This is a genomic window from Exiguobacterium sp. 9-2, from assembly GCF_036287235.1.
Classification (GTDB): domain Bacteria; phylum Bacillota; class Bacilli; order Exiguobacteriales; family Exiguobacteriaceae; genus Exiguobacterium_A.
The window spans coordinates 37,501-58,837 of record NZ_CP142850.1 but is presented as its reverse complement, the minus strand read 5'-3'; the positions used below and the strand labels follow the sequence as shown (position 1 = coordinate 58,837).

Annotated in this window: 20 protein-coding genes, 2 rRNA genes and 2 pseudogenes (1 of these 24 cut by a window edge); 1 reads left to right on the top strand and 23 read right to left on the bottom strand. The window is 48.2% G+C overall.

Features of this window, described 5'->3' with window-relative positions; genetic code table 11:
* Positions 1–52 precede the first annotated feature (52 nt).
* The 12 genes from pth to metG form a co-directional block, all read right to left on the bottom strand.
* Positions 53–610, bottom strand: a complete 558-nt coding sequence (gene pth, locus VJ374_RS00340) for an aminoacyl-tRNA hydrolase (protein ID WP_035413235.1) — start codon at positions 608–610, stop codon at positions 53–55.
* Between the two features lie 87 nt (positions 611–697).
* Positions 698–1,654, bottom strand: coding sequence for a ribose-phosphate diphosphokinase (locus VJ374_RS00335; RefSeq protein ID WP_012368955.1), 957 nt, complete (start codon positions 1,652–1,654; stop codon positions 698–700).
* Between the two features lie 55 nt (positions 1,655–1,709).
* Positions 1,710–3,059, bottom strand: a complete 1,350-nt coding sequence (gene glmU, locus VJ374_RS00330; protein WP_290787796.1) for a bifunctional UDP-N-acetylglucosamine diphosphorylase/glucosamine-1-phosphate N-acetyltransferase GlmU — start codon at positions 3,057–3,059, stop codon at positions 1,710–1,712.
* A 165-nt stretch (positions 3,060–3,224) separates the two neighbouring features.
* Positions 3,225–3,536 (bottom strand): septation regulator SpoVG, encoded by a 312-nt coding sequence (gene spoVG, locus VJ374_RS00325; protein WP_329469708.1) that lies wholly within the window; start codon positions 3,534–3,536, stop codon positions 3,225–3,227.
* A 158-nt stretch (positions 3,537–3,694) separates the two neighbouring features.
* Positions 3,695–4,534: a pur operon repressor gene (purR, locus tag VJ374_RS00320; protein ID WP_023466544.1), complete on the bottom strand. Its 840-nt coding sequence runs from the start codon at positions 4,532–4,534 to the stop codon at positions 3,695–3,697.
* Between the two features lie 69 nt (positions 4,535–4,603).
* The gene (gene ispE / locus VJ374_RS00315; protein WP_035413228.1) at positions 4,604–5,464 is read right to left on the bottom strand and encodes a 4-(cytidine 5'-diphospho)-2-C-methyl-D-erythritol kinase; all 861 of its coding nucleotides are present in this window, start codon (positions 5,462–5,464) and stop codon (positions 4,604–4,606) included.
* A 95-nt stretch (positions 5,465–5,559) separates the two neighbouring features.
* Complete coding sequence (locus tag VJ374_RS00310) at positions 5,560–5,799, bottom strand: Veg family protein (RefSeq protein ID WP_012368950.1); 240 nt, start codon at positions 5,797–5,799, stop codon at positions 5,560–5,562.
* A gap of 84 nt (positions 5,800–5,883) precedes the next feature.
* Entirely contained in the window at positions 5,884–6,762 is an 879-nt protein-coding gene (gene rsmA / locus VJ374_RS00305) for a 16S rRNA (adenine(1518)-N(6)/adenine(1519)-N(6))-dimethyltransferase RsmA (protein ID WP_329469699.1), read from the bottom strand.
* Positions 6,759–7,316 (bottom strand): ribonuclease M5, encoded by a 558-nt coding sequence (rnmV, locus tag VJ374_RS00300; protein WP_035413223.1) that lies wholly within the window; start codon positions 7,314–7,316, stop codon positions 6,759–6,761. The genes rsmA and rnmV overlap by 4 nt, the downstream gene beginning before the upstream one ends.
* 66 nt (positions 7,317–7,382) lie before the next feature.
* Positions 7,383–8,654, bottom strand: coding sequence for a ubiquitin-like domain-containing protein (locus VJ374_RS00295; protein WP_329469696.1), 1,272 nt, complete (start codon positions 8,652–8,654; stop codon positions 7,383–7,385).
* Positions 8,651–9,418 carry a TatD family hydrolase gene (locus VJ374_RS00290; protein ID WP_035413217.1) on the bottom strand — a complete coding sequence of 256 codons (768 nt, stop codon included), beginning with the start codon at positions 9,416–9,418 and terminating at the stop codon, positions 8,651–8,653. The genes VJ374_RS00295 and VJ374_RS00290 overlap by 4 nt, the downstream gene beginning before the upstream one ends.
* Before the next feature lie 60 nt (positions 9,419–9,478).
* Complete coding sequence (metG, locus tag VJ374_RS00285) at positions 9,479–11,458, bottom strand: methionine--tRNA ligase (protein WP_255344378.1); 1,980 nt, start codon at positions 11,456–11,458, stop codon at positions 9,479–9,481.
* A 324-nt stretch (positions 11,459–11,782) separates the two neighbouring features.
* Here metG and VJ374_RS00280 point away from each other — a divergent pair, with 324 nt between their 5' ends.
* Positions 11,783–12,079 (top strand): transition state genes transcriptional regulator AbrB, encoded by a 297-nt coding sequence (locus VJ374_RS00280; RefSeq protein ID WP_023466531.1) that lies wholly within the window; start codon positions 11,783–11,785, stop codon positions 12,077–12,079.
* Between the two features lie 35 nt (positions 12,080–12,114).
* Here the strand turns inward: VJ374_RS00280 and rsmI are convergent, their stop codons facing one another.
* The 11 genes and pseudogenes from rsmI to VJ374_RS00225 all read right to left on the bottom strand — a co-directional run.
* Positions 12,115–12,972, bottom strand: coding sequence for a 16S rRNA (cytidine(1402)-2'-O)-methyltransferase (gene rsmI, locus VJ374_RS00275; protein WP_290787785.1), 858 nt, complete (start codon positions 12,970–12,972; stop codon positions 12,115–12,117).
* The gene (locus VJ374_RS00270; RefSeq protein WP_035413209.1) at positions 12,969–13,223 is read right to left on the bottom strand and encodes a GIY-YIG nuclease family protein; all 255 of its coding nucleotides are present in this window, start codon (positions 13,221–13,223) and stop codon (positions 12,969–12,971) included. Before VJ374_RS00270 ends, rsmI begins: the two co-directional genes overlap by 4 nt.
* Positions 13,216–13,953, bottom strand: a complete 738-nt coding sequence (locus tag VJ374_RS00265) for a tRNA1(Val) (adenine(37)-N6)-methyltransferase (protein WP_056061982.1) — start codon at positions 13,951–13,953, stop codon at positions 13,216–13,218. Before VJ374_RS00265 ends, VJ374_RS00270 begins: the two co-directional genes overlap by 8 nt.
* Positions 13,954–14,004: 51 nt before the next feature.
* A complete protein-coding gene (yabA, locus tag VJ374_RS00260) occupies positions 14,005–14,355 on the bottom strand; it encodes a DNA replication initiation control protein YabA (protein ID WP_329471000.1) in 351 nt (116 codons plus the stop codon).
* An 8-nt stretch (positions 14,356–14,363) separates the two neighbouring features.
* Positions 14,364–15,193: pseudogene (locus VJ374_RS00255) on the bottom strand (PSP1 domain-containing protein).
* 197 nt (positions 15,194–15,390) lie between these two features.
* Positions 15,391–16,194 carry a hypothetical protein gene (locus VJ374_RS00250; protein WP_329469687.1) on the bottom strand — a complete coding sequence of 268 codons (804 nt, stop codon included), beginning with the start codon at positions 16,192–16,194 and terminating at the stop codon, positions 15,391–15,393.
* Entirely contained in the window at positions 16,194–16,523 is a 330-nt protein-coding gene (locus VJ374_RS00245) for a cyclic-di-AMP receptor (RefSeq protein WP_023466519.1), read from the bottom strand. Before VJ374_RS00245 ends, VJ374_RS00250 begins: the two co-directional genes overlap by 1 nt.
* Positions 16,520–17,160: pseudogene (gene tmk / locus VJ374_RS00240) on the bottom strand (dTMP kinase). The gene VJ374_RS00245 and the pseudogene tmk overlap by 4 nt, the downstream one beginning before the upstream one ends.
* The gene (locus tag VJ374_RS00235) at positions 17,157–18,575 is read right to left on the bottom strand and encodes an aminotransferase class I/II-fold pyridoxal phosphate-dependent enzyme (RefSeq protein ID WP_329469678.1); all 1,419 of its coding nucleotides are present in this window, start codon (positions 18,573–18,575) and stop codon (positions 17,157–17,159) included. Before VJ374_RS00235 ends, tmk begins: the two are co-directional and overlap by 4 nt.
* Before the next feature lie 71 nt (positions 18,576–18,646).
* Positions 18,647–18,762: ribosomal RNA gene (rrf, locus tag VJ374_RS00230) — 5S ribosomal RNA — on the bottom strand.
* A gap of 46 nt (positions 18,763–18,808) precedes the next feature.
* Positions 18,809–21,337, bottom strand: a 23S ribosomal RNA gene (locus VJ374_RS00225); it runs 386 nt beyond the window's last position.

Sequence of the window (21,337 nt, the reverse complement as noted above, 5' to 3'; positions counted from 1 at the left end):
TCCTCCTAAAACACGACAGCAAAAACGCTTTGGAACCCCCAAAGCGTTGCGTTCAGTTATACCGATTCATCAAAGCGAGAAACGGTGTGTCTATAAAGTCCGTCGCTACATCGACAGACGCATTGAGTACGTGTTGCAGACTTCCTTGTTCCGCCTTCGAAAAATTCATTAACACCCAGTCGATGACTTGGATTGGTGCCGGTGGTCGACCAACACCGAGTTTAAGACGCTTGATTTCCTGCGTACCGAGGTGCTGGATCAACGACTTGACGCCGTTATGACCGCCTGCACTGCCTTTCGAACGCAAGCGCAATTTCTCAAGTGGTAAATCCAGATCATCATAGATGACGAGCACATCCTCGACCGCGATCTTGTAGAAATCAAGTAACGGTCGCACCGCTTCACCTGATAAATTCATATACGTCAATGGCTTGACGAGCACGACACGTTCTCCGTTTATCATTCCCGTTCCGAAGAGGGCTTTAAACTTCGATTCTGAAAGCGTGATCCCGTGTTTCTCCGCTAAGGCATCGATCGCAAGAAAACCGATGTTGTGGCGCGTATTCGCATACTTCGCGCCAGGATTCCCTAATCCGACGATACATTTCATATCGATTCCTCATTTCTGTTTAAAAAAGTAAACGAACAAGGGTCCGATTTCAATAAACCGGACCACATCGTTCGTATGCATAAGCAATCAGCTGAAGAGCGGGCTGATTGATTTCTGTTCGTGTACACGGATGATTGCTTCTGCAAGCAAGCGTGCCACAGAGATTTGTTTGATTTTGCTTGCACATTCGCGTTGTGTTAAATCGATCGTGTTCAAGACGACGAGTTCTTCGATCGCTGAGTTCTCAATTCGCTCCATTGCCGGACCTGAAAGAACAGGGTGTGTACAACATGCATAGACTTGTTTCGCTCCGTTTTCGATCAAAGCGTTCGCTGCAAGTGTGATCGTACCCGCTGTATCGATGATGTCATCGATGATGATGGCAATCTTGCCATCGACTTGACCAACGATGTTCATGACTTCTGCGACGTTCGGTTTCGGGCGGCGTTTGTCGATGATTGCGATTGGTGCTTTTAATTGCTCTGCTAATTTACGTGCCCGTGTGACACCGCCATGGTCTGGAGAAACGATGACGAGTTCGTTTGGATCGATGTTCTTTTTCTCGAAATATGAAGCGAGAAGCGGTACACCCATCAATTGATCTACTGGAATATCGAAGAACCCTTGGATTTGTGCTGCATGGAGATCCATCGTCACGACGCGTGTCGCCCCTGCTACTTCAAGCAAGTTCGCAACGAGTTTCGCCGTGATTGGCTCACGTGAACGTGCTTTGCGATCTTGACGCGCATAACCGTAATACGGAATGACGACGTTGATCGTCCGTGCAGACGCCCGTTTCAGTGCATCGATCATGATGAGAAGTTCCATCAGGTTTTCGTTGACTGGTTGGCTTGTCGATTGAATGATGTAAATATCATCCCCCCGGACACTTTCTTCGATGTTCATCGAAATTTCGCCATCACTGAAGTGTTTGACTGAACTTTCGCTCACCGGGATTCCGATGACTTTAGCGATTTCCTCTGCCAGTGGTTTGTTCGAGTTGAGTGCGAAAATACGAATTTCATGTTCTAAGACAGTAGACATGTGTAGGTGGCCTCCATTTGTTTGGGTTTAGACGAGTAGAGCGACAAGTAATGAATTAACGATAATCGGGTTTCGTCGTTTGACGTTCCCGTGCGATCGCGAGACCGTTTTCCGGCACATCGTCTGTGACGGTTGATCCGGCAGCAACAAGGGCATTCTTGCCGACCGTGACCGGTGCAATCAAGTTGACGTTACAGCCGATGAAGGCATCGTCCTCAATGATCGTCTGGAATTTATTTTTTCCATCATAGTTGACCGTGATCGATCCACAACCGAGGTTGACGTTCTCTCCGATTGTTGCATCTCCGACATAGCTCAAGTGGGCTGATTTGCTACCTTCGCCAAATGTTGATTTCTTGATCTCAACGAAGTTTCCGACGCGTGTGTTCGCACCGAGAACCGCTTGCTGACGTAAATGCGCAAATGGACCGACTTGTGCCGCTGGACCAATCTTGCTATCCGTGACGACGGATTGACGAACAATGGCGCCATCTGCCACTTCACTGTTACGGATATCCGAGTTCGGACCAATCGTACATTCTGAACCAATGACCGTCTGACCGAGCAACTGCGTACCAGGATAGAGAACAGTATCTGAACCAATCGTGACGTCTGGTCCGATGTACGTCGAAGACGGATCAACGAACGTGACACCTTGACGCATCCAGTACTCATTCGTTCGCTTGCGCATCGATGTTTCTGCTTGTGCAAGTGCGACGCGGTCATTGACACCGATCGTCTCTTCGAACGTAGGTGCCGCATACGCTGCAATCGTCTCGCCTGCTGCCTTTGCAATCTCAATCACGTCTGGTAAGTAATACTCACCTTGCGCATTATCGTTCTTAACCTGCTTCAGCGTCGCGAACAACATCTCATTATCGAATACATACGTACCGGTATTGATTTCACGAATCGCGAGCTCTTCTGCATTCGCATCCTTATGCTCGACGATTTTCGAGACGTTTCCGTCTTCGCCACGAACGATACGTCCGTAACCTGTCGGATCGTCAGCGAGTGCCGTCAAGACGGTCACTTTTGCGTTTGTCTCCGCATGATGTTGTAACAATGAAGCCAGTGTGTCACTCGTCAAGAGTGGTGTATCGCCACAGACGACGAGCGTTGCTCCCTGTTCGTTCCCGAGTACGGGTTCTGCCATTTGAACAGCATGTCCTGTGCCAAGCTGCTCACTTTGAAGTGCGTATTCCACCGATGTGCCAAGCACTTCTTTGACGGATTCCGCACCGTGACCGACGATGACGACCTGTCGCTTGACGCCGAGCGTCGCTAATTGATCGACGACGTGCTGTACCATAGGTTTCCCAGCGACTGGGTGAAGTACTTTGTAAAGCTTAGATTTCATCCGAGTTCCTTTACCCGCTGCTAGAATTACCGCGAAATGATTCATCCTTGTCGCTCCTCCACGTAAATTAGTGTTGATTTCGTTCTGAAATAGTACACTCGTTCCAACTATAACGAAAATGGCATCGTTATTCAATGATGGGACGAAGCGGAATCGATGAAAAAACGAGAAAAAGACAGGTTTTCCCAAGAAGAGAAACCTGTCTTTTTCTTATGCTTGATCTGTCGTTTGGGCAGAAGAGACTTCGTAACAGACGCCTTCTTCTTGATCCTCACGTGCCGTATAGGCTTCGAGTACTGAATCTTCGACCTTTTTTCGCATTAATGCATTGATTGGATGAGCGACATCCCGGAAGATACCTTCTTGCGTTCGTTTACTTGGCATGGCGACGAAGAGACCACTGTTCCCTTCGATGACACGCAAATCATGTACCACGAATTCGTGGTCGAGCGTAATAGAGGCAAGTGCTTTCATTCGACCCTCTGCTACGACGCGACGAATTTTAACGTCCGTAACGTTCATTTTGTCCGCACCCCTTTAACCGTTGTCACAACTCTTCGTTGTCTACTTCTACTTACGGCTTAAAACAAACAAAGGTTTAGTCTTTCCCAATCTTTTTACGCATAATTTCCAAAAGTTTGATAATTACAGTATAGTTACAATCCATGCGGCTGTCAATTTCAGGTAGTCTCAGCTTCCGAGAAATAGTGGTCGACGTTTCCACGCTTAACTTGGATTTGACCAAGGTCGACGTCGACGTCCGCTAATTTCATTAAGCTGACGTATTCGTTGACCATCTTCTTCTCAGCACCTTCTGCCTCGATCAAAACACCAACACCTGCGACCTTTGCTTCGAACTCGCTTAAGAGACTCATCATTCCGCGAATCGTTCCGCCGGCTTTCATGAAGTCATCAATCAATAAGACATTCGCTCCACGTGGTAAACTTCGACGCGCGAGTGCCATCGTCCGGATCGCTTTTGAAGAACCCGAGACATAGTTGATGCTGACTGTTGATCCTTCCGTAACACGACTATCTGAACGCACGATGACGAACGGTACACCAAGTTGCTCAGCGACTGCATAAGCAAGTGGAATCCCCTTCGTTGCGATCGTCATGACGACATCGACTTTCTTTTGGCTAAAGACAGATGCAAACACTTGTCCCATTTGTTTGACCATCTTCGGATCTCCAAGTAAGTCCGTCAAATAAAGGTATCCCCCCGGTAACAGTCGGTCTGGACGAGCGACACGTTCACATAGATCATCGATGAACGGTAACGCCTTCTTACTGCTCCACGTCGGAATGAACATGACGCCACCCGCAGCACCTGGTACTGTAACGAGACGACCTGTTCCCTCATGTTCTAACATCTCGCTGACGATATCTAAATCTTCACTGATCGACGATTTCGCCGATTTATAACGTTCTGCAAAAATCGTCAATGAGACGAGATGATGGGGATGGTCAAGCAAGTACCGCGTCATGTCGACCAATCGACCACTTCTCCGAATTTTCATTTGTTTCGTTCCACCTCTCCGTAATTCCGAATATTCAATAGTGAATATATCATTTTCATACGGATATTATCAATGGTTTTCGCCTAAAAGACGAACGACGTAGACTTCGTTACAAAAGCCGCGTAATCCATTATAGAGACGTTGTGCCCGATTTTCATGCTCCGTTAGAGCAAAGACCGTCGGACCACTTCCGCTCATCAAGACGCCTTCTGCGCCACAACTTGCCATGAATTCCTTGATTTGCTCGACTTCTGGGTGCATCGGCAACGTGACCGCTTCGAGAACATTACCGAGTGATTGGCAGATGGCTTGGAAATCTTGCGCCTTCACCGCATCAATCATTGCTTCGACGTTCGGACGTTTTGCCGTGTTCAAGTCGAGGGCACCATAGACGTCAGCTGTTGAAACACCGATCGTCGGTTTAGCAAGAACAACCCAGCATGGGGGTGGTGAGACAAGTTTTTCTAGCTTCTCTCCGCGACCCGTTGCAATCGCTGTTCCACCCATGACACAAAACGGGACGTCAGAGCCCACTGCTGCGCCGACTTCCGCCAACTCTTCAAGCGTCAAACCGAGTTGCCACAACTCATTTAATCCGCGTAACGTCGCTGCCGCGTCACTGGATCCACCAGCGAGTCCGGCTGCAACTGGAATGTGTTTCTCTAAGAAGATCTCTACTCCTGTCTTGACGTCGTATTTTTCTTTTAAGATCGCTGCTGCTTTATAAGCAAGATTACGTTCGTCGTTCGGAACGTAAGCATGCTGGGCATTCATTCGAATTTCTCCTGACGGCAGCTCCGTCAATTCTAGACGGTCTGCCAAATCGACTGTCGTCATCACCATATGTACATCGTGATAGCCGTCCGGGCGCTTTGCCGTCGCATCCAGGACTAGGTTGATCTTGGCCGGAGCCTTTACAATAATCGTCATCGTGCCGTTCCTCCTCTAGTTCGTTTCCTGTAGGAATTGTATCAACCTTTCCACAAAAAAAGAAGCGAACATTTTGTCCGCTTCGGAAGGTAAGTTTACGAATTCGCAAATTCGATTTGTACGGAGTCTGTTAGCACGTCGGCGTAGCTATAAGAAACTCGCTCGACATTGTGGCGCTCTGCGTCTAGCTTGACTACAAACACCGAAGGATACGTCTCAACGAGCGTTCCGATTCGGGTTACGACCTTTTTACGACCGCCGCTTGCTTTTAGCGTCAGTCTTTCACCAACATGTGTTTCGAAAACATGTCTGATTTCGTTCAACGTCTTTGGCATACGCTTCACCTCACTAATATTTATTATAGCATATTAAATAAATATTAGAAAGGGGAAATATTATATCTGTTCTAATCGTATCCGTCAACGTTTTTTAATTGGCAAAAGTGCATCTGCTAACTGTGCGAATTCCTGCAGGCTGAGCGTTTCTCCGCGACGACGTGGTTCAACCCCAGCTTCTAACAACGCCGCTTCGACCGCTGCTTTTTCCGTTTTCCCGAAGTGTGTCGTCAAGTTGTTTAAAATCGTTTTCCGACGTTGTGCAAAACTTGCTCGGACGATTTCAAAGAAGAGTGTCTCATCCTGTGTCTGTACCGCCGGCTCTTTTCGAATGTTCAAGCGGATGACTGCTGAATCGACGTTTGGTGCTGGAATGAAGACTTGTTTTGGGACCGTGAAGCAGACTTCAGCTTCCGCATAGTATTGAATCGCAATCGATAGAGATCCATATGCTTTCGTGCCTGGTTTTGCACCGATTCGTTCAGCGACTTCCTTTTGAATCATCATGACGAGCGTCCGAAACGGTGCTTTCGCTTCAAGGATCCGCATGATAATCGGTGTCGTGACATAATACGGGAGGTTCGCGACGACGGCAATGTCGGTGATGCCTTCTTGCGTGAACTCTTCAGCAACGATCGTCGAAAGATCGAGTTCAAGAGCATCACCGTGAATGACCTTCGTATGGGGATATGGTGCAAGTGTATCATCAAGAATCGGTAACAATCGTTGATCGATTTCAAGAGCAACGACTTTTTTCGCCTGTTTCGCCGATTGTTCCGTCAATGAGCCGATTCCTGGTCCGATCTCGAGTACACCACTCTCAGGCGTTAATCCAGCTGCTCCGACGATGTTTCCTAATACATTTAAATCGATTAAAAAGTTTTGCCCTAACGATTTTTTAAACGAAAAGCCATGTTTCGCTAAAATTTCTTTCGTCCGGTGCAATGTAGCAATGTCTTTCAAACTTCTTCCTCCTCTAGTTGTTTCAACGCTGCTTCCCATTCCGCCAGCGTGATTCGGATCGATGCGACACGTTTGACGAGTTGTTTTGCATTCGGTTCACCAATCGCAAGAATCTGACCGAGACGACGACGACGGATCGAGGCTGCTGGTCCACCAATCAAATCAGCTGCTAAAATCATCTCACGTGTCACTTCGGCAACCGGCGCTTCTTCCGTCTCATAGACAGCAGCGAGCGCCTCTTCGATTGCGGCAGGTGAGGCATGTTCAACACCAATTTTACCGCGCTTATCTTTTGCTTGAGCACGCGGAAGATAGGCATGTTTACAGCCTGGTACACGTTCATTGATTCGGGCACGGATACGATCTCCTGGAAAATCAGGATCCGTGAAAATGATGACACCGCGTCGTTCGAGGGCCTTCTCAATGCGTTGCATCGTCTGTTCATTAACGGCTGAACCGTTCGTTTCAATTGTATCGACATCAAAGACTTCTTGTAATCGTGTCGTATCATCTCGTCCTTCGACGACGATGACTTCTTTTAAGCGTTTCCGCATGATCTCTCCACCTTCTTCAAACACTCTCGTAATTGTACCTGTTTCCACGAAAAAAACAAGGAAGCGTCACGTGTCCGCTTCCGTTGCACTAGGAATGACCCAGACTTGCAGTTGTTTTCGACCGAACGTCTTTGCTTTTTGTTCACCATCGACTAAAATATCAATCTTATTGCCTTTAATGGCACCACCTGTATCGAGAGCGATCGCAAGACCAACCCCTTCGACGTAGACCTTCGTGCCAAGCGGAATGACCTTCGGATCAACCGCGATGATCGGCAAACCTTGATAGGTGATCGTATCGGTCACGTCATACCCGGTCGCTGTCAAGGCACGACCATTGTACAAACGACTGCCGTTCGAAGCTGGGTCGTTCGTATACGCCGTCGCTTCGACCATCAAGCTCTTCGCACTCTCAAAATCAAGATCCGCATCGGCTTTCGGTGTTTCACTTAGCGGATTAGTCGCTTGTTTTTCGTTGAAGACGGGCGCTTCGATTGGTGTCTCAATCGGTTTTGTCCCGACTTTGACGACTTGTTTGATCGGCGTCCGTGTCACTTGGTCATCAATCAGTTTTTTCTCTTTACTAAGACCGTCAGCTAACGTCAATTGATACTTTTTCGTTCGGACACCCGGACGACCTGATGTCGTCACCAGTTGCTCGCCTTCCGGTAAGGTCGGATCCTCGACTTCTTCGATCTCAAACGGAACGAGTTGATCCTGTGTCAACGTCGCACGACGTGTCGTGTTGACCGTAATCAACGTCCCTTCCGTCACGCGGGTATCGGGATTTGGAGCGACCCGATCTTCCTTTTGAAGACGGATTCCTTCCCGTTCTAACAATTCGCGGACCGTCGTTTCATACGTGTAGAGTTGTCGGGCTTTTCCCCCGACGACGAGATCAACGGGAAAAGCTTCGCGGTACCGCACCGTCATACCACTCGTCAATACCGCGTCAGAAGACGGATAGATATCATCCGTGTCGGCTTTCTTGATACCGCGCTCTGCAAGTAGATCCTTTACTTGACGCGCCTGCGTCCGGACGCGACGGGACTCACCGTAGCCCATGATCAATGTGATTTCTTTTGCCCGCTGAATGACGATTAATCGTTTTTTCGGCAGGTCGGCACTAAGAGCCGGTTCAATCACATCATTGTCACGCGTCGTAATGCCGGCTTCTTTGAGAACGCCATAAACGGAATCAGCCGTTGTCTTCACCTGCTGCTCTTGTCCATCAATCAAAACTGTCACGGTTCGTGGATGATCCATCATCCCATAGACGAGTGCAGCCGCAAGTAGCAGGCTGCACCCGATTGTAATGAACGTCAACGAACGCATCATGGCAAACGGAAGACCCGTTTTGCATTTTCCGTTGTTGCTGCTTCCACATCGGCATACATCATGCCACGGAGCTGCGCAATTTCTTCAGCGACGAACCGAACGTAAGCCGGCTCGTTGCGTTTACCGCGGTGTGGTGTTGGTGTCAGATACGGACAGTCCGTCTCAACGAGTAAACGATCGAGCGGTACTTCCTGTGCAACACGTTTTGGCATTTTCGCGTTTTTGAACGTAACAGGTCCACCAAGTGAAATATAGAAGTTCATCGCTAGGCAACGCGGTAACAATTCAGCACTCATACTGTAGCTATGCAAAATACCACCGACTTCTTTTGCATCCTCTTCTTCGAGGATTCGTAACGTATCTTCTGTCGCTTCCCGGTTATGGATGACGATCGGTTTTTTCTTCTGCTTCGCGAGACGGATCTGTTTGCGGAAAGCTTCCTGTTGGACGTCTTTCGGTGACGTATCCCAGTGGTAGTCGAGTCCGATTTCTCCAAGCGCAACGACTTTTTCATGATCCATCAATCGTTCGACCTTTTGATAGGCTTCCTCATCAAAATCAATCGAGTCGACGGGATGCCATCCGATGACCGCATAAAGATCATCGTACGCTTCGACGAGTTCCATCGCGCGGTCGATTGTCTTATGATCAAATCCGACGACGATCATCGGTGAAACGCCGTTTGCACGTGCCCGCTCGATCGTTTCATGAACGTCTTCCGCGAATTGGTCTGCATTCAAGTGAGTGTGTGTATCGATTAACATATCTTATTCGACTCCTTCTTTAAAAAAATGCCTGTGACATGAAGTCCACAGGCATCGGTTTTATTTTACGCTTGCGCCGTTTGCCATCGTTGATGGGACCGTCGCGAGTTCAAGTTTTCCTGCTTTCTCAGCAGCAAGGACCATTCCTTGGGAGAGTTCGCCACGTAACGTGACCGGTTTTAAGTTCGCTACGACGATGACCTTACGTCCGACTAAATCTTCCGGCTCATACCATTGCGCGATACCAGAGACGATTTGGCGTGTTTCTTTGCCCATATCGACTTGTAACTTCAGTAGTTTTTTCGCCTTCTTGATCTTTTCAGCCGTCACGACTTCACCGACACGTAACTCGATCTGATCAAAGACATCGATCGTCGTTTCCGGACGAATGTCTTCATCAGCCTCTTCGACTTCCTCTTCTTCCACACGTGCTGCAGAAGCTTGATGCATCATGTCGACGATTGCTTCGACCTCTTCTTTGACATCGAGACGTGGGAAAATCGGTGTCGCTGTACCAACTTTTGTTCCTGGTGTGATGTCTGCGAATTTCTCGAGCGCTGCCCAGTCCATCGCTTGTCCGGAGAGACCAAGTTGCGCGAAGATCTCTTTTGGTGAACGCGTCATGAACGGTTGCAACATGATCGCCACGTGACGTAAGACGCCGACGAGATGCACCATGACCGAACCGAGTTCCGCCGTTTTGGATTCGTCTTTTGCAAGAACCCACGGTTGTGTCTCATCGATGTATTTATTGGCACGGCTGATTAATTGCCAAATGTTCGATAGCACGACAGAGAATTCCATGTGTTCCATCGATGCTTCGACTTTCGTGACCGTTTCTTTTGCAAGATCCGAGAGTGTCGCATCAAACGGTGTCACATTGCCTGTATAGGCTGGGATCTCACCGTCAAAGTATTTCGTGACCATCGCGATCGTTCGGTTGAGTAAGTTCCCAAGGTCGTTTGCTAAATCGTAGTTCATCCGCTCAACGAATGCTTCAGGTGTGAACATACCATCTGAACCGAATGGAACTTCGCGTAACAAGTAATAACGAAGGGCGTCAAGACCGTAACGATCCGTCAATGGGATCGGATCAACGACGTTCCCTTTTGATTTCGACATTTTTCCGTCTTTCATCAACAACCAACCGTGTGCGAAGACTTTCTTCGGTAATGGGAGATCAAGTGCCATCAAGAGTGCCGGCCAAATGATCGTGTGGAAACGAACGATTTCTTTTCCAACGAGATGAACATCTGCTGGCCAGTACTTATCGAAATTACCATGATCGTCCGTACCATAACCGAGTGACGAGATATAGTTCGTCAACGCATCGATCCAGACGTAGACGACGTGCTTCGGATTCGATGGGACTTGTACACCCCAGTTGAATGTCGTCCGTGAGACCGCTAAGTCTTGGAGACCCGGTTTAATGAAGTTATTGATCATTTCGTGTTTACGTGATTCTGGCAAGATAAATGACGGATTCGCTTCAAAGTACTCAAGCAGACGGTCCGCGTACTTGCTGATCCGGAAGAAGTAACATTCTTCGCGAACGAGTTCGACTGGGTGTCCACTATCGGGGCTCTTTCCGTCGACGAGTTGTGATTCCGTATAGTACGTCTCATCCGGAATCGAATACCAACCTTCGTATTCACCTAGGTAGATATCGCCTGATTCAAGAAGTGTCTCGAACACTTTTTCGACGACTTTCTTGTGACGTGGTTCTGTCGTCCGGATATAATCATCGTACGAGATGTCGAGACGATCCCATAAGACTTTAATCTGCTCGACGACACCATCGACGAATGCCTGTTCCGAGATACCTGCTTCTGCTGCTTTTTCCTGGATCTTTTGACCGTGCTCATCGCTACCTGTCAAATACCGGACGTCGAATCCTTGAAGTCGTTTGTACCGTGCCATTGCATCTCCAGCCACCGTCGTATACGCGTGACCGATATGTAGTTTTGCACTTGGATAATAAATCGGGGTCGTGATATAAAATGTCTTTGCCATGTTATTCCTCCGTTCTCTTATTTCCATCTTCATTATAGGCTATTATACGCTGTTACGGGACTGATGTCGAAATTCACTTTTTGTCGAATCGAAACATTTTTTGACATCAGACATCAAATTACAAAAAAACACACTCTATAGTTTCATTTCCTTTAAAAAGGGAAAATATATTAATAAATCGTTTCAAATATGGGTTTTTTGAGAAATAAATGACATTTTGATTTCAAGCTATTCAGATTGGTTGACTACTTTTGGAAAGTCTAGTATTCTACATTCTATAGAAACGATGTCGAATTTTGACGATTTTTCAAAAGAAAAAGAGATCCATGACATCAAAGGAGGAACAACAAAATGAAATCAACAGGTATTGTACGTAAAGTAGACGAGCTCGGTCGTGTCGTAATTCCAATCGAATTACGCCGTACACTTCAAATCGCAGAAAAGGATGCCCTCGAGATCTATGTCGACAACGAACAGATCATCCTTAAAAAATATAAACCAAACATGACTTGCCAAGTGACAGGTGAAGTATCAGAAGATAACTTCAAATTGGCTGATGGTAAATTGATTCTTTCACCAGATGGCGCACAACGCGTTCTCGTTGAATTAAAAGATTTCCTCGATCGTCATTACGCAAGCAACGAATAAACAAAAAAGGAAGCTCCTTAACGGGGCTTCTTTTTTTAATCTGCTTCGTGAAACGCGAGGTACAGTTCCTGACGATCCAGTCCTCGTTCTTTTGCGACACGCTTCAACGCTGCATTCGGCTTTTCGCCCTCTTCGATATACCGACGGATTTGCTCGAGCGGATCACTGTCTTGAATGACGGCATCCGGTCGTTCTTCGTTTGATCCTTCGACAAGGACGACGAACTCACCTCGAACGTCTTCTGCTGCCCAAGCGCGTAATTCACTCACACTTCCACGAATATACTCTTCATACCGTTTCGTTAGTTCTCGGGCTAACGTCACCTGGCGATCACCAAGTACTTCTTCGATCCCTTGCAACATCTCTTTCAATCGATGCGGTGCTTCATAAAAGATGAGTGTTCCTGATTCGTATTTCAATTGCTCTAACACTTCGCGGCGTTCTTTTTTCTTTCGTGGCAAAAAACCATAATACAAAAAGCGTTCTGTCGACAGACCGGACGCCACAAGGGCTGTCAATGCAGCGTTCGCACCCGGAAGAACGATGACAGGAATATCTGCTGCGATCGCTTGGCGGATCAAATCGCTTCCCGGGTCCGAAATACCGGGCATCCCGGCGTCGGAGACGAGGGCAATTTGCTTTCCCGCCTCTAAATCAGCGAGTAGTCGTTCGCCACTTGTTTGTTTATTGTGTTCGTGGTAACTGACAAGCTTCGTCTCAATCGAAAAATGCCGAAACAGTTTCATCGTCTGCCGAGTATCTTCTGCTGCGACGATATCAGATTCCTGTAAGATCCGGACGGCTCGATACGTCATGTCTTCTAAATTGCCGATTGGTGTCGGGACGATATAGAGACCGACTCCTTGCTGTTGATAGCTACTTGTCGCTTTCATGAGGTTCCTCCTTGAATCAAACGCTCTTTCTGTGAACGTGTCAATTGTTTAATCGCGTATTCCCGCTTCATCGCTTCTGATTTTGTCGCGAAAATTTCCTCATGAACGAGGACGACCGGCAGACGGGCACGTGTATACTTCGCCCCCTTGCCTGCATTATGTGTTGCGATGCGTTGCGTGACGTCTACCGCGTAACCCGTATAATACGTATCATCTTGGCAACGAACGATATAGACTGCATGCTCAGACATCGAACAGTTCCTTCATCTGAGCCGCATACGAGTTGTCCGCTTCATAGACGATGAACGGGGAAAGAACCTTCAGTCCAGGTTTTGCGTCCTTGATCCCCTCGATCAAAAGCATGTTCGCTTCCTTCCCTGCCTTCGGATAAATCAACTGCATCCGTTTCGGTTCCAAGCGGTATGTTCGCATCAAAGTGACGATATCGAGCAGTCGTTCCGGTCGATGCACGAACGCTGCCTTTCCGCCTTGTTTTAACAAATCAGATGCACCACGAATACAGTCTTCAAGTGTACAGAGGACTTCATGCCTTGCGATCGTATAATGTTCACTTTGGTTTTGGTTTGATGTCTCGTTGGCTAAAAAATAAGGCGGATTACAGGTGACAGCATCATAGATGCCGTATCCAAGACGTGCCCCCGCCTCTTTGACGTCACCATCAATCATCTCAATCTGGTCGTTCAGTTCATTCAAGTTAATGCTACGTCGCGCCATCTCCGCTAGTCGCGGCTGAATTTCAAGACCCGTGATCTGCCCTTTCGTCCGGTAGGATAAAAAGAGTGGGATCGCACCGTTCCCAGAGCAAAGATCGGCAATCCGCCCCTGTTGAATTGGAACCCATGCAAATCGTGCGAGCAATGCCGCATCGAGTGAATAGGAGAAGACGGATGGACTTTGAATGATTTTCCCTTCTTGTCCTAAGAGATAATCAAGTCGTTCGTCTGGTAATAGTTCAAACATGTCGTGCCTTCCTTTCCGAAAAAAAGACTGACTCATGTAGAAGTCAGCCTCTCAATGTTTCGTTAACATGGATAAGCAGAAGAGACAATCGCCGTCTTTTCGTACTTGTCCATAATGCAAGTTACAGATGTGGAACCCTTCCTGGTACAATCGTCCGAGATTGTCATAGCCCGCACCAATGCCTGCTTCCGCTTCTTCCGCTTCCGTGACCGGCTGTTGTTCATCGCGTTCGACTTTTTCCCGAAGATGATGATTCTCCAGATACAGATGTTGGTTCTCTTCCATCATGTAAGCCAGCTGATCCTTTAACACGCTCAGATGCTCAGTCAGCAAATGAATCTGTTGCTCAATCGCATCGACACGCGTAATGATTTTTTTTTTATCGACTCTCTCCACGCGTATGCACCCCGTTATTCTTTTGGTCGTTTTGGTTTTACGGCACCAACGGATAATAGTTCTTCCATCGAATACGTCAAGACGCGGGAACGATCCTTCAGTTCAATTTGAACGACTTGATCGAGGATGTTCAAGCCAACGACGCGTCCTTCGCCTTCAGGTCCGTCAAACGTTTTCCATAGTCCGGCAAGTCACGGCGCATCTCTTCATACGTATCGTTCTCATATTTTAGACAGCACATTAAACGACCACACACCCCTGAAATCTTCGTCGGATTCAACGATAGGTTTTGATCTTTTGCCATCTTGATCGAGACCGGTTCGAACTCACCAAGGAAAGATGAACAACATAAGACACGACCACATGGTCCAATGCCTCCAAGTAACTTCGCTTCATCTCGAACACCGATTTGACGGAGTTCGATGCGTGTCCGGAAAACAGCCGCTAAATCTTTGACGAGCTCACGGAAGTCAACACGTCCTTCTGCCGTGAAGTAGAAGATGACCTTATTGCGGTCAAACGTGTACTCGACATCGACCAATTTCATATCGAGTTTATGTTCACGGATTTTTTCGACACATACCGCATGCGCATCAAGCGCTGCGACTTTATTTTCGCGGACGATCATTGCATCTTTATCGTCAGCAATTCGAAGAATGGATTTCAGTGGCAACACCACATCTTCTTCGTCCATTTGTTTATCGGCGATGACCACTTCGCCATATTCAATGCCCCGTACCGTCTCAACGATGACTGCTTGTCCTCGTGATAATGACTCTTGTCCAGGTGCAAAATAATAAATTTTGCCCGCTTCTTTAAAGCGAACGCCTACTACTTCTAGCATGTCGCTCTACCCTTTCTGTAAGTCAAACATGAGACGCTCAACTGTTAATTGGGGATTAACATTCGCTTCGACCCGTCGGACTGCGGCAAGCACAGCTTGTAACCAGGGGGTGATCGTCGTCTGGCTCTTGGACCCCATCTGTTCAAGTTGGGGTTTACTATTCGTATAGGTCATACCTTCCCACGCCGGATTCAGTTTCAGGCGTAAGACATCCTCGAAGAAACAAGTGACGAGTTCAAGACCAATTCGGACATCCTGACGGTTCTTGAATTGTCCCATCCATTTCTCTTGTACGAACAGTGGTAAATCAGCCGGACGAGATTCGCTAATTCCTCCATCAATTGTAACACTGACGCTCGCGCATTTACAAACCAGTCTTCGAGTAATGCTTCTTCTGCATCCTCGACTTTTGGATAGACACGCGCTGCCAGTTGCGTCAACTCGTGGTCCCGTCCCGTTTTTTCAGATAAAACCTCGCCAATCATTTGACGATCTGCTGGACGAAAACTTAATAACTGTCCCCGCGATCGAATCGTAGGTAAAAGGAGTTGAGGTTGATTCGTCAACAATAAGGCAACTTTTCCTTCTCCTGGTTCCTCAAAGAACTTCAGCAAACTGTTCGCTGCTTGGGGAGTCATCTTATGGGACTGTGTAATGACATAAATCTGACGATCGCCTTCAAGTCCTCGGAGTGAGAGATCATGCATCAATTGTTGAATCTGTTCTTTTTTGATGGTCGCGCCATCTGGTTCGATTTCATAATAATCGACCAAGTTACCACTTTCCATCCGCCGACAGCTACGACAGACACCACATGGCTCCACATCGACCGGGGTCTCACAAAAAAGGCTTTTCGCGAACAAGTGAGCCGCTTCAAGTAGAAGCGGCTCATAGTCTCCAGTGAAGATATAAGCGTGATTGATTCGATCGTTTCGTAACGAATTTTGAAGAATCGTCGAAATGACCGATTGTGTCTGTTCCAGTTCATGAAACGTCTGCATCAGAATTGGTGAAACCCTTCGATTGGCAAGACGAAGACCGTTGCCCCGCCTACCTGGACTTCAACAGGGTACGGGATATAAGAATCGGCATGACCACCCATTGGTGAGATTGGAGAGACCATCTGTTCACGACTCGAACAATTCTTTTTGATCAATCTTAACAGATCATCGAGACGCTCACTCTGTACACCAATCATGAACGTCGTGTTTCCCTCTTTAAGAAAACCACCTGTCGTTGCTAGTTTCGTTGCTCGGAAATCATGCTCGACAAGCGCTTCCGCCAAACGTAAGCTGTCTTTATCTTGAACAATCGTAATGACCATTTTCATGAGAATCTCTCCTTTTCTTCTAAATACGTAATGACATCTTCCACTAAGTCCTGATGAATCACTTCAATCGATCGATTGGCTTGTACAATCTGTACCCGTTCTGGGTCCGATGCCGCAATCTGTTTGAAACCATCATAGACACGGGCACGAAACGCATCATCTCGTTGCTCGATTCGATCAAGTGCTCCCCGGTCCATCATTCGTTTTTTAGAATCCGTTACCGTTAAATCAAATAAATACGTCCGGTCTGGCGCTAATCCACCTGTTGCAGAATCATTAATATGACGCACGAGATCAATCGGATGTCCAAGTCCATATCCTTGATAGGCAAGTGAGGCATCAACGAATCGGTCACATAAGATGATTGTGCCTGCCTCTAACGCCGGTCGAATCAATTCTTCGACATGCTGGGCACGAGACGCTGCATACAGCAGAATTTCCGTCATCTCTTTCATTTCTTCAAAATCAGGATTTAAAATCAATGACGACGAATTTCGTTCCCAACGCGTGTGCCACCTGGCTCACGGGTCATCATGACATTATAGCCCTTTTCTTTTAACACATCATTAAGCAATTGTAGTTGTGTCGTTTTCCCGGCACCATCCGGTCCTTCGACAGTAATGAACGTACCTTTCATCTTTCAAACCCTTCCTCTATGACGCGTAACGCTCCTTGTTGCAATTGTTCGCCCCCTTGCAAATGAACGGCTACGGTTTGATAATGTCGTAAACGTAGTACCTGTTCCGCCGTAATGCGTTCGCCTCTGACGATCAACGGAATGCCTGGCGGGTACGGAATAATGGTTTCGAGTGAAACATGACCGATACACTCATCCAGCTGACGGAACGTACCTGTTGCTTGTTCTAACTGTTCATAAGAACAAGCTAAAGCAGATACCTGTATTTTACCCATAATTGGTTGCTCGATATACCTTTTCAAAGGAATTCCTTCTGATTTCATCATTTGAATGGCGCGTTCGACACGATGAACCCAGTCATCCTGCTCAGACTTTGCTAGCGGACGAAGTGGCAAAATACAGACGACGTGATCTCCTAGAGCAAATTCCGCATCGAGTTGAACAGCTCGTAACGCGTGCAACAACGCATCTCCTGAATATCCCTCATACGTTAATGTCATCCGTGACCAATCATCGAAGCGAAGGACGGTCATATGATCGAACCGTTGAAGTGATTCGATAAACGCATCGTGACTAACCTGAATATCTGACATACCTTCAACTGTCCATTGTTCACGATAGGAACGGGCATAGTCTAATGAAGCCAGTAACAAATACGAAGGACTTGAGGTTTGAAACGCTTGGAGCGCTCGCTGTAACTTTCTTCTCATCTTTTCCGAAAATCGCTCGTGCATCCATGCTCCCATCGTCAGTGCAGGAAGCGTTTTATGGGCAGACTGGACAACAGCAGTTGCTCCTAATTCAAATGCAGAACGAACACCAAATGCTTTACCGAAGTGTGCACCGTGTGCTTCATCCACTAATAAAGGGAGTCCGTGCGACGTCGTGAGCTGAACGAGTGACGTGATATCAGCCACTTCTCCGTAATATGTCGGTGAAGTGATAAACACGCTAACTCCTCCTGGATATTTCGTAAACGCTTCCTTTAATGTTTCACGTGAAACATGACCACTGATTCCCGTTTCTTTATGGGTATCTGGTTCAAGAAAGATCGGTTCGATTCCTAACCATTCGAGTGCATTAAATACCGATTTATGCGAATTACGCTGTACATAAACACGCTCTCCTCTTATTGCTACAGCTGCAAGCATCGCCCAGTTCCCAACAGTCGAACCATTCACAAGGAAATGACTCGCTTTTGCATCGTAGACTTTTTGAAGCAAAGCTATTGCGTCTGCAATAGCCTCTTCCGGATGATGAAAATCATCTAGACCAGGTAATTCTGTGACGTCCCATTTAAAAAAGTCAGGAAGAGGTGTCAGAGTTCCATTCTTATGTCCAGGAACATGCCATGAGATGGGCGTTCGATCTAAGTGACGTTGAAGTGCATGTACAATAGGAAGTTCGTGTTTCATGAAAAAGCTCCTTTTCCTTTAAAATAATTACACAAAAGAAGACCGACCTGCAATCTGCAGATCGGTCAAGTGCCTGGCAACGTCCTATCCTCACAGGGGGAAGCCCCCAACTACTTTCGGCGTTCAAGTGCTTAACTTCCGTGTTCGGCATGGGAACGGGTGTGACCACTTGGCTATCGTCACCAGACGACGGGCTCGCGCCCTCAAAACTGAAGTCATCAACAAGCATCTGCTAGAACAAGGCCTCGACCGATTAGTATCACTCAGCTCCACATGTCGCCATGCTTCCACCCGTGACCTATCTACCTCATCGTCTCTGAGGGGTCTTTCTTGATTACTCAAAGGGAAATCTCATCTTGGAGGGGGCTTCATGCTTAGATGCTTTCAGCATTTATCCCGTCCGCACGTAGCTACCCAGCGATGCTCCTGGCGGGAACAACTGGTACACCAGCGGTGCGTCCATCCCGGTCCTCTCGTACTAAGGACAGCTCTCCTCAAATTTCCTGCGCCCACGACGGATAGGGACCGAACTGTCTCACGACGTTCTGAACCCAGCTCGCGTACCGCTTTAATGGGCGAACAGCCCAACCCTTGGGACCTACTCCAGCCCCAGGATGCGATGAGCCGACATCGAGGTGCCAAACCTCCCCGTCGATGTGGACTCTTGGGGGAGATCAGCCTGTTATCCCCAGGGTAGCTTTTATCCGTTGAGCGATGGCCCTTCCATGCGGAACCACCGGATCACTAAGCCCGACTTTCGTCCCTGCTCGACTTGTAGGTCTCGCAGTCAAGCTCCCTTCTGCCTTTGCGCTCTACGAATGATTTCCAACCATTCTGAGGGAACCTTTGGGCGCCTCCGTTACTGTTTAGGAGGCGACCGCCCCAGTCAAACTACCCGCCTGACACGGTCCTCCAGCCGGATCACGGCTGCGAGAGTTAGAGACTCTATGCATGAAGGGCGGTATCCCAAGGGTGACTCCTCCGAAGCTGGCGCTCCGGGCTCGACGTCTCCCGCCTATCCTGTACATCATGCACAAAGCCTCAATATCAGGCTGTAGTAAAGCTCCATGGGGTCTTTCCGTCCTGTCGCGGGTAACCTGCATCTTCACAGGTACTATGATTTCACCGGGTCTCTCGTTGAGACAGTGCCCAAATCGTTACGCCTTTCGTGCGGGTCGGAACTTACCCGACAAGGAATTTCGCTACCTTAGGACCGTTATAGTTACGGCCGCCGTTTACTGGGGCTTCGGTTCAAAGCTTCGCTTGCGCTAACCCATCCCCTTAACCTTCCAGCACCGGGCAGGCGTCAGCCCCTATACGTCATCTTGCGATTTAGCAGAGACCTGTGTTTTTGCTAAACAGTCGTTTGGGCCTATTCACTGCGGCTCTACATGTGTAGAGCGTCCCTTCTCCCGAAGTTACGGGACCATTTGCCGAGTTCCTTAACGAGAGTTATCCCGCGCGTCTTAGAATTCTCATCTCGCCTACCTGTGTCGGTTTACGGTACTGGCGCCTTCCCCCTCACTAGAGGCTTTTCTTGGCAGTGTGAAATCGTGACCTACGTCCCTACGGGACTCCGCATCGTTCCTTGACTGTGATGCCTGACGGATTTGCCAATCAGACGGTCTTGAAACTTGCACATGCACTTCCATCCGCATGCGTCACTATCCTCCTGCGTCCCCCCATTGTTCAAACGGTGGATCGGCGGTACAGGAATATCAACCTGTTATCCATCGCCTACGCCTTTCGGCCTCGGCTTAGGTCCAGACTAACCCTGAGCGGACGAGCCTTCCTCAGGAAACCTTGGGCTTTCGACGGAGGGGATTCTCACCCCTCTTTTCGCTACTCACACCGGCATTCTCACTTCCAAACGCTCCACTGCTCCTTCCGGTACAGCTTCACAGCGGTTTGGAACGCTCCCCTACCTTCCTTACGGAATCCGCAGCTTCGGTGGTATGTTTAGCCCCGTTACATTTTCGGCGCGGCGCCACTCGACTAGTGAGCTATTACGCACTCTTTGAATGGTGGCTGCTTCTAAGCCAACATCCTAGCTGTCTAGGCAGCGCCACATCCTTTTCCACTTAACATACACTTGGGGACCTTAGCTGGCGGTCTGGGCTGTTTCCCTCTTGACTACGGATCTTATCACTCGCAGTCTGACTCCCGAGTATAAGTTGCTGGCATTCGGAGTTTAACTGAATTCGGTAACCCTGTGGGGGCCCCTAGTCCAATCAGTGCTCTACCTCCAGAACTCTCAACCTCGAGGCTAGCCCTAAAGCTATTTCGGGGAGAACCAGCTATCTCCAGGTTCGATTGGCATTTCACCGCTACCCACACCTCATCCCCGCACTTTTCAACGTGCGTGGGTTCGGACCTCCAGTCAGTGTTACCTGACCTTCATCCTGGACATGGGTAGATCACCTGGGTTCGGGTCTACGACAACGCACTGAACGCCCTGTTCAGACTCGCTTTCGCTACGGCTCCGCCTCATCGGCTTAACCTCGCGCGTTATCGTAACTCGCCGGTTCATTCTACAAAAGGCACGCCATCACCCGTTAACGGGCTCTGACTACTTGTAGGCATACGGTTTCAGGATCTATTTCACTCCCCTTCCGGGGTGCTTTTCACCTTTCCCTCACGGTACTGGTTCACTATCGGTCACTAGGGAGTATTTAGCCTTGGGAGATGGTCCTCCCGGATTCCGACGGGGTTTCACGTGTCCCGCCGTACTCAGGATCCACTCTGGAGGGAAAACAGTTTCA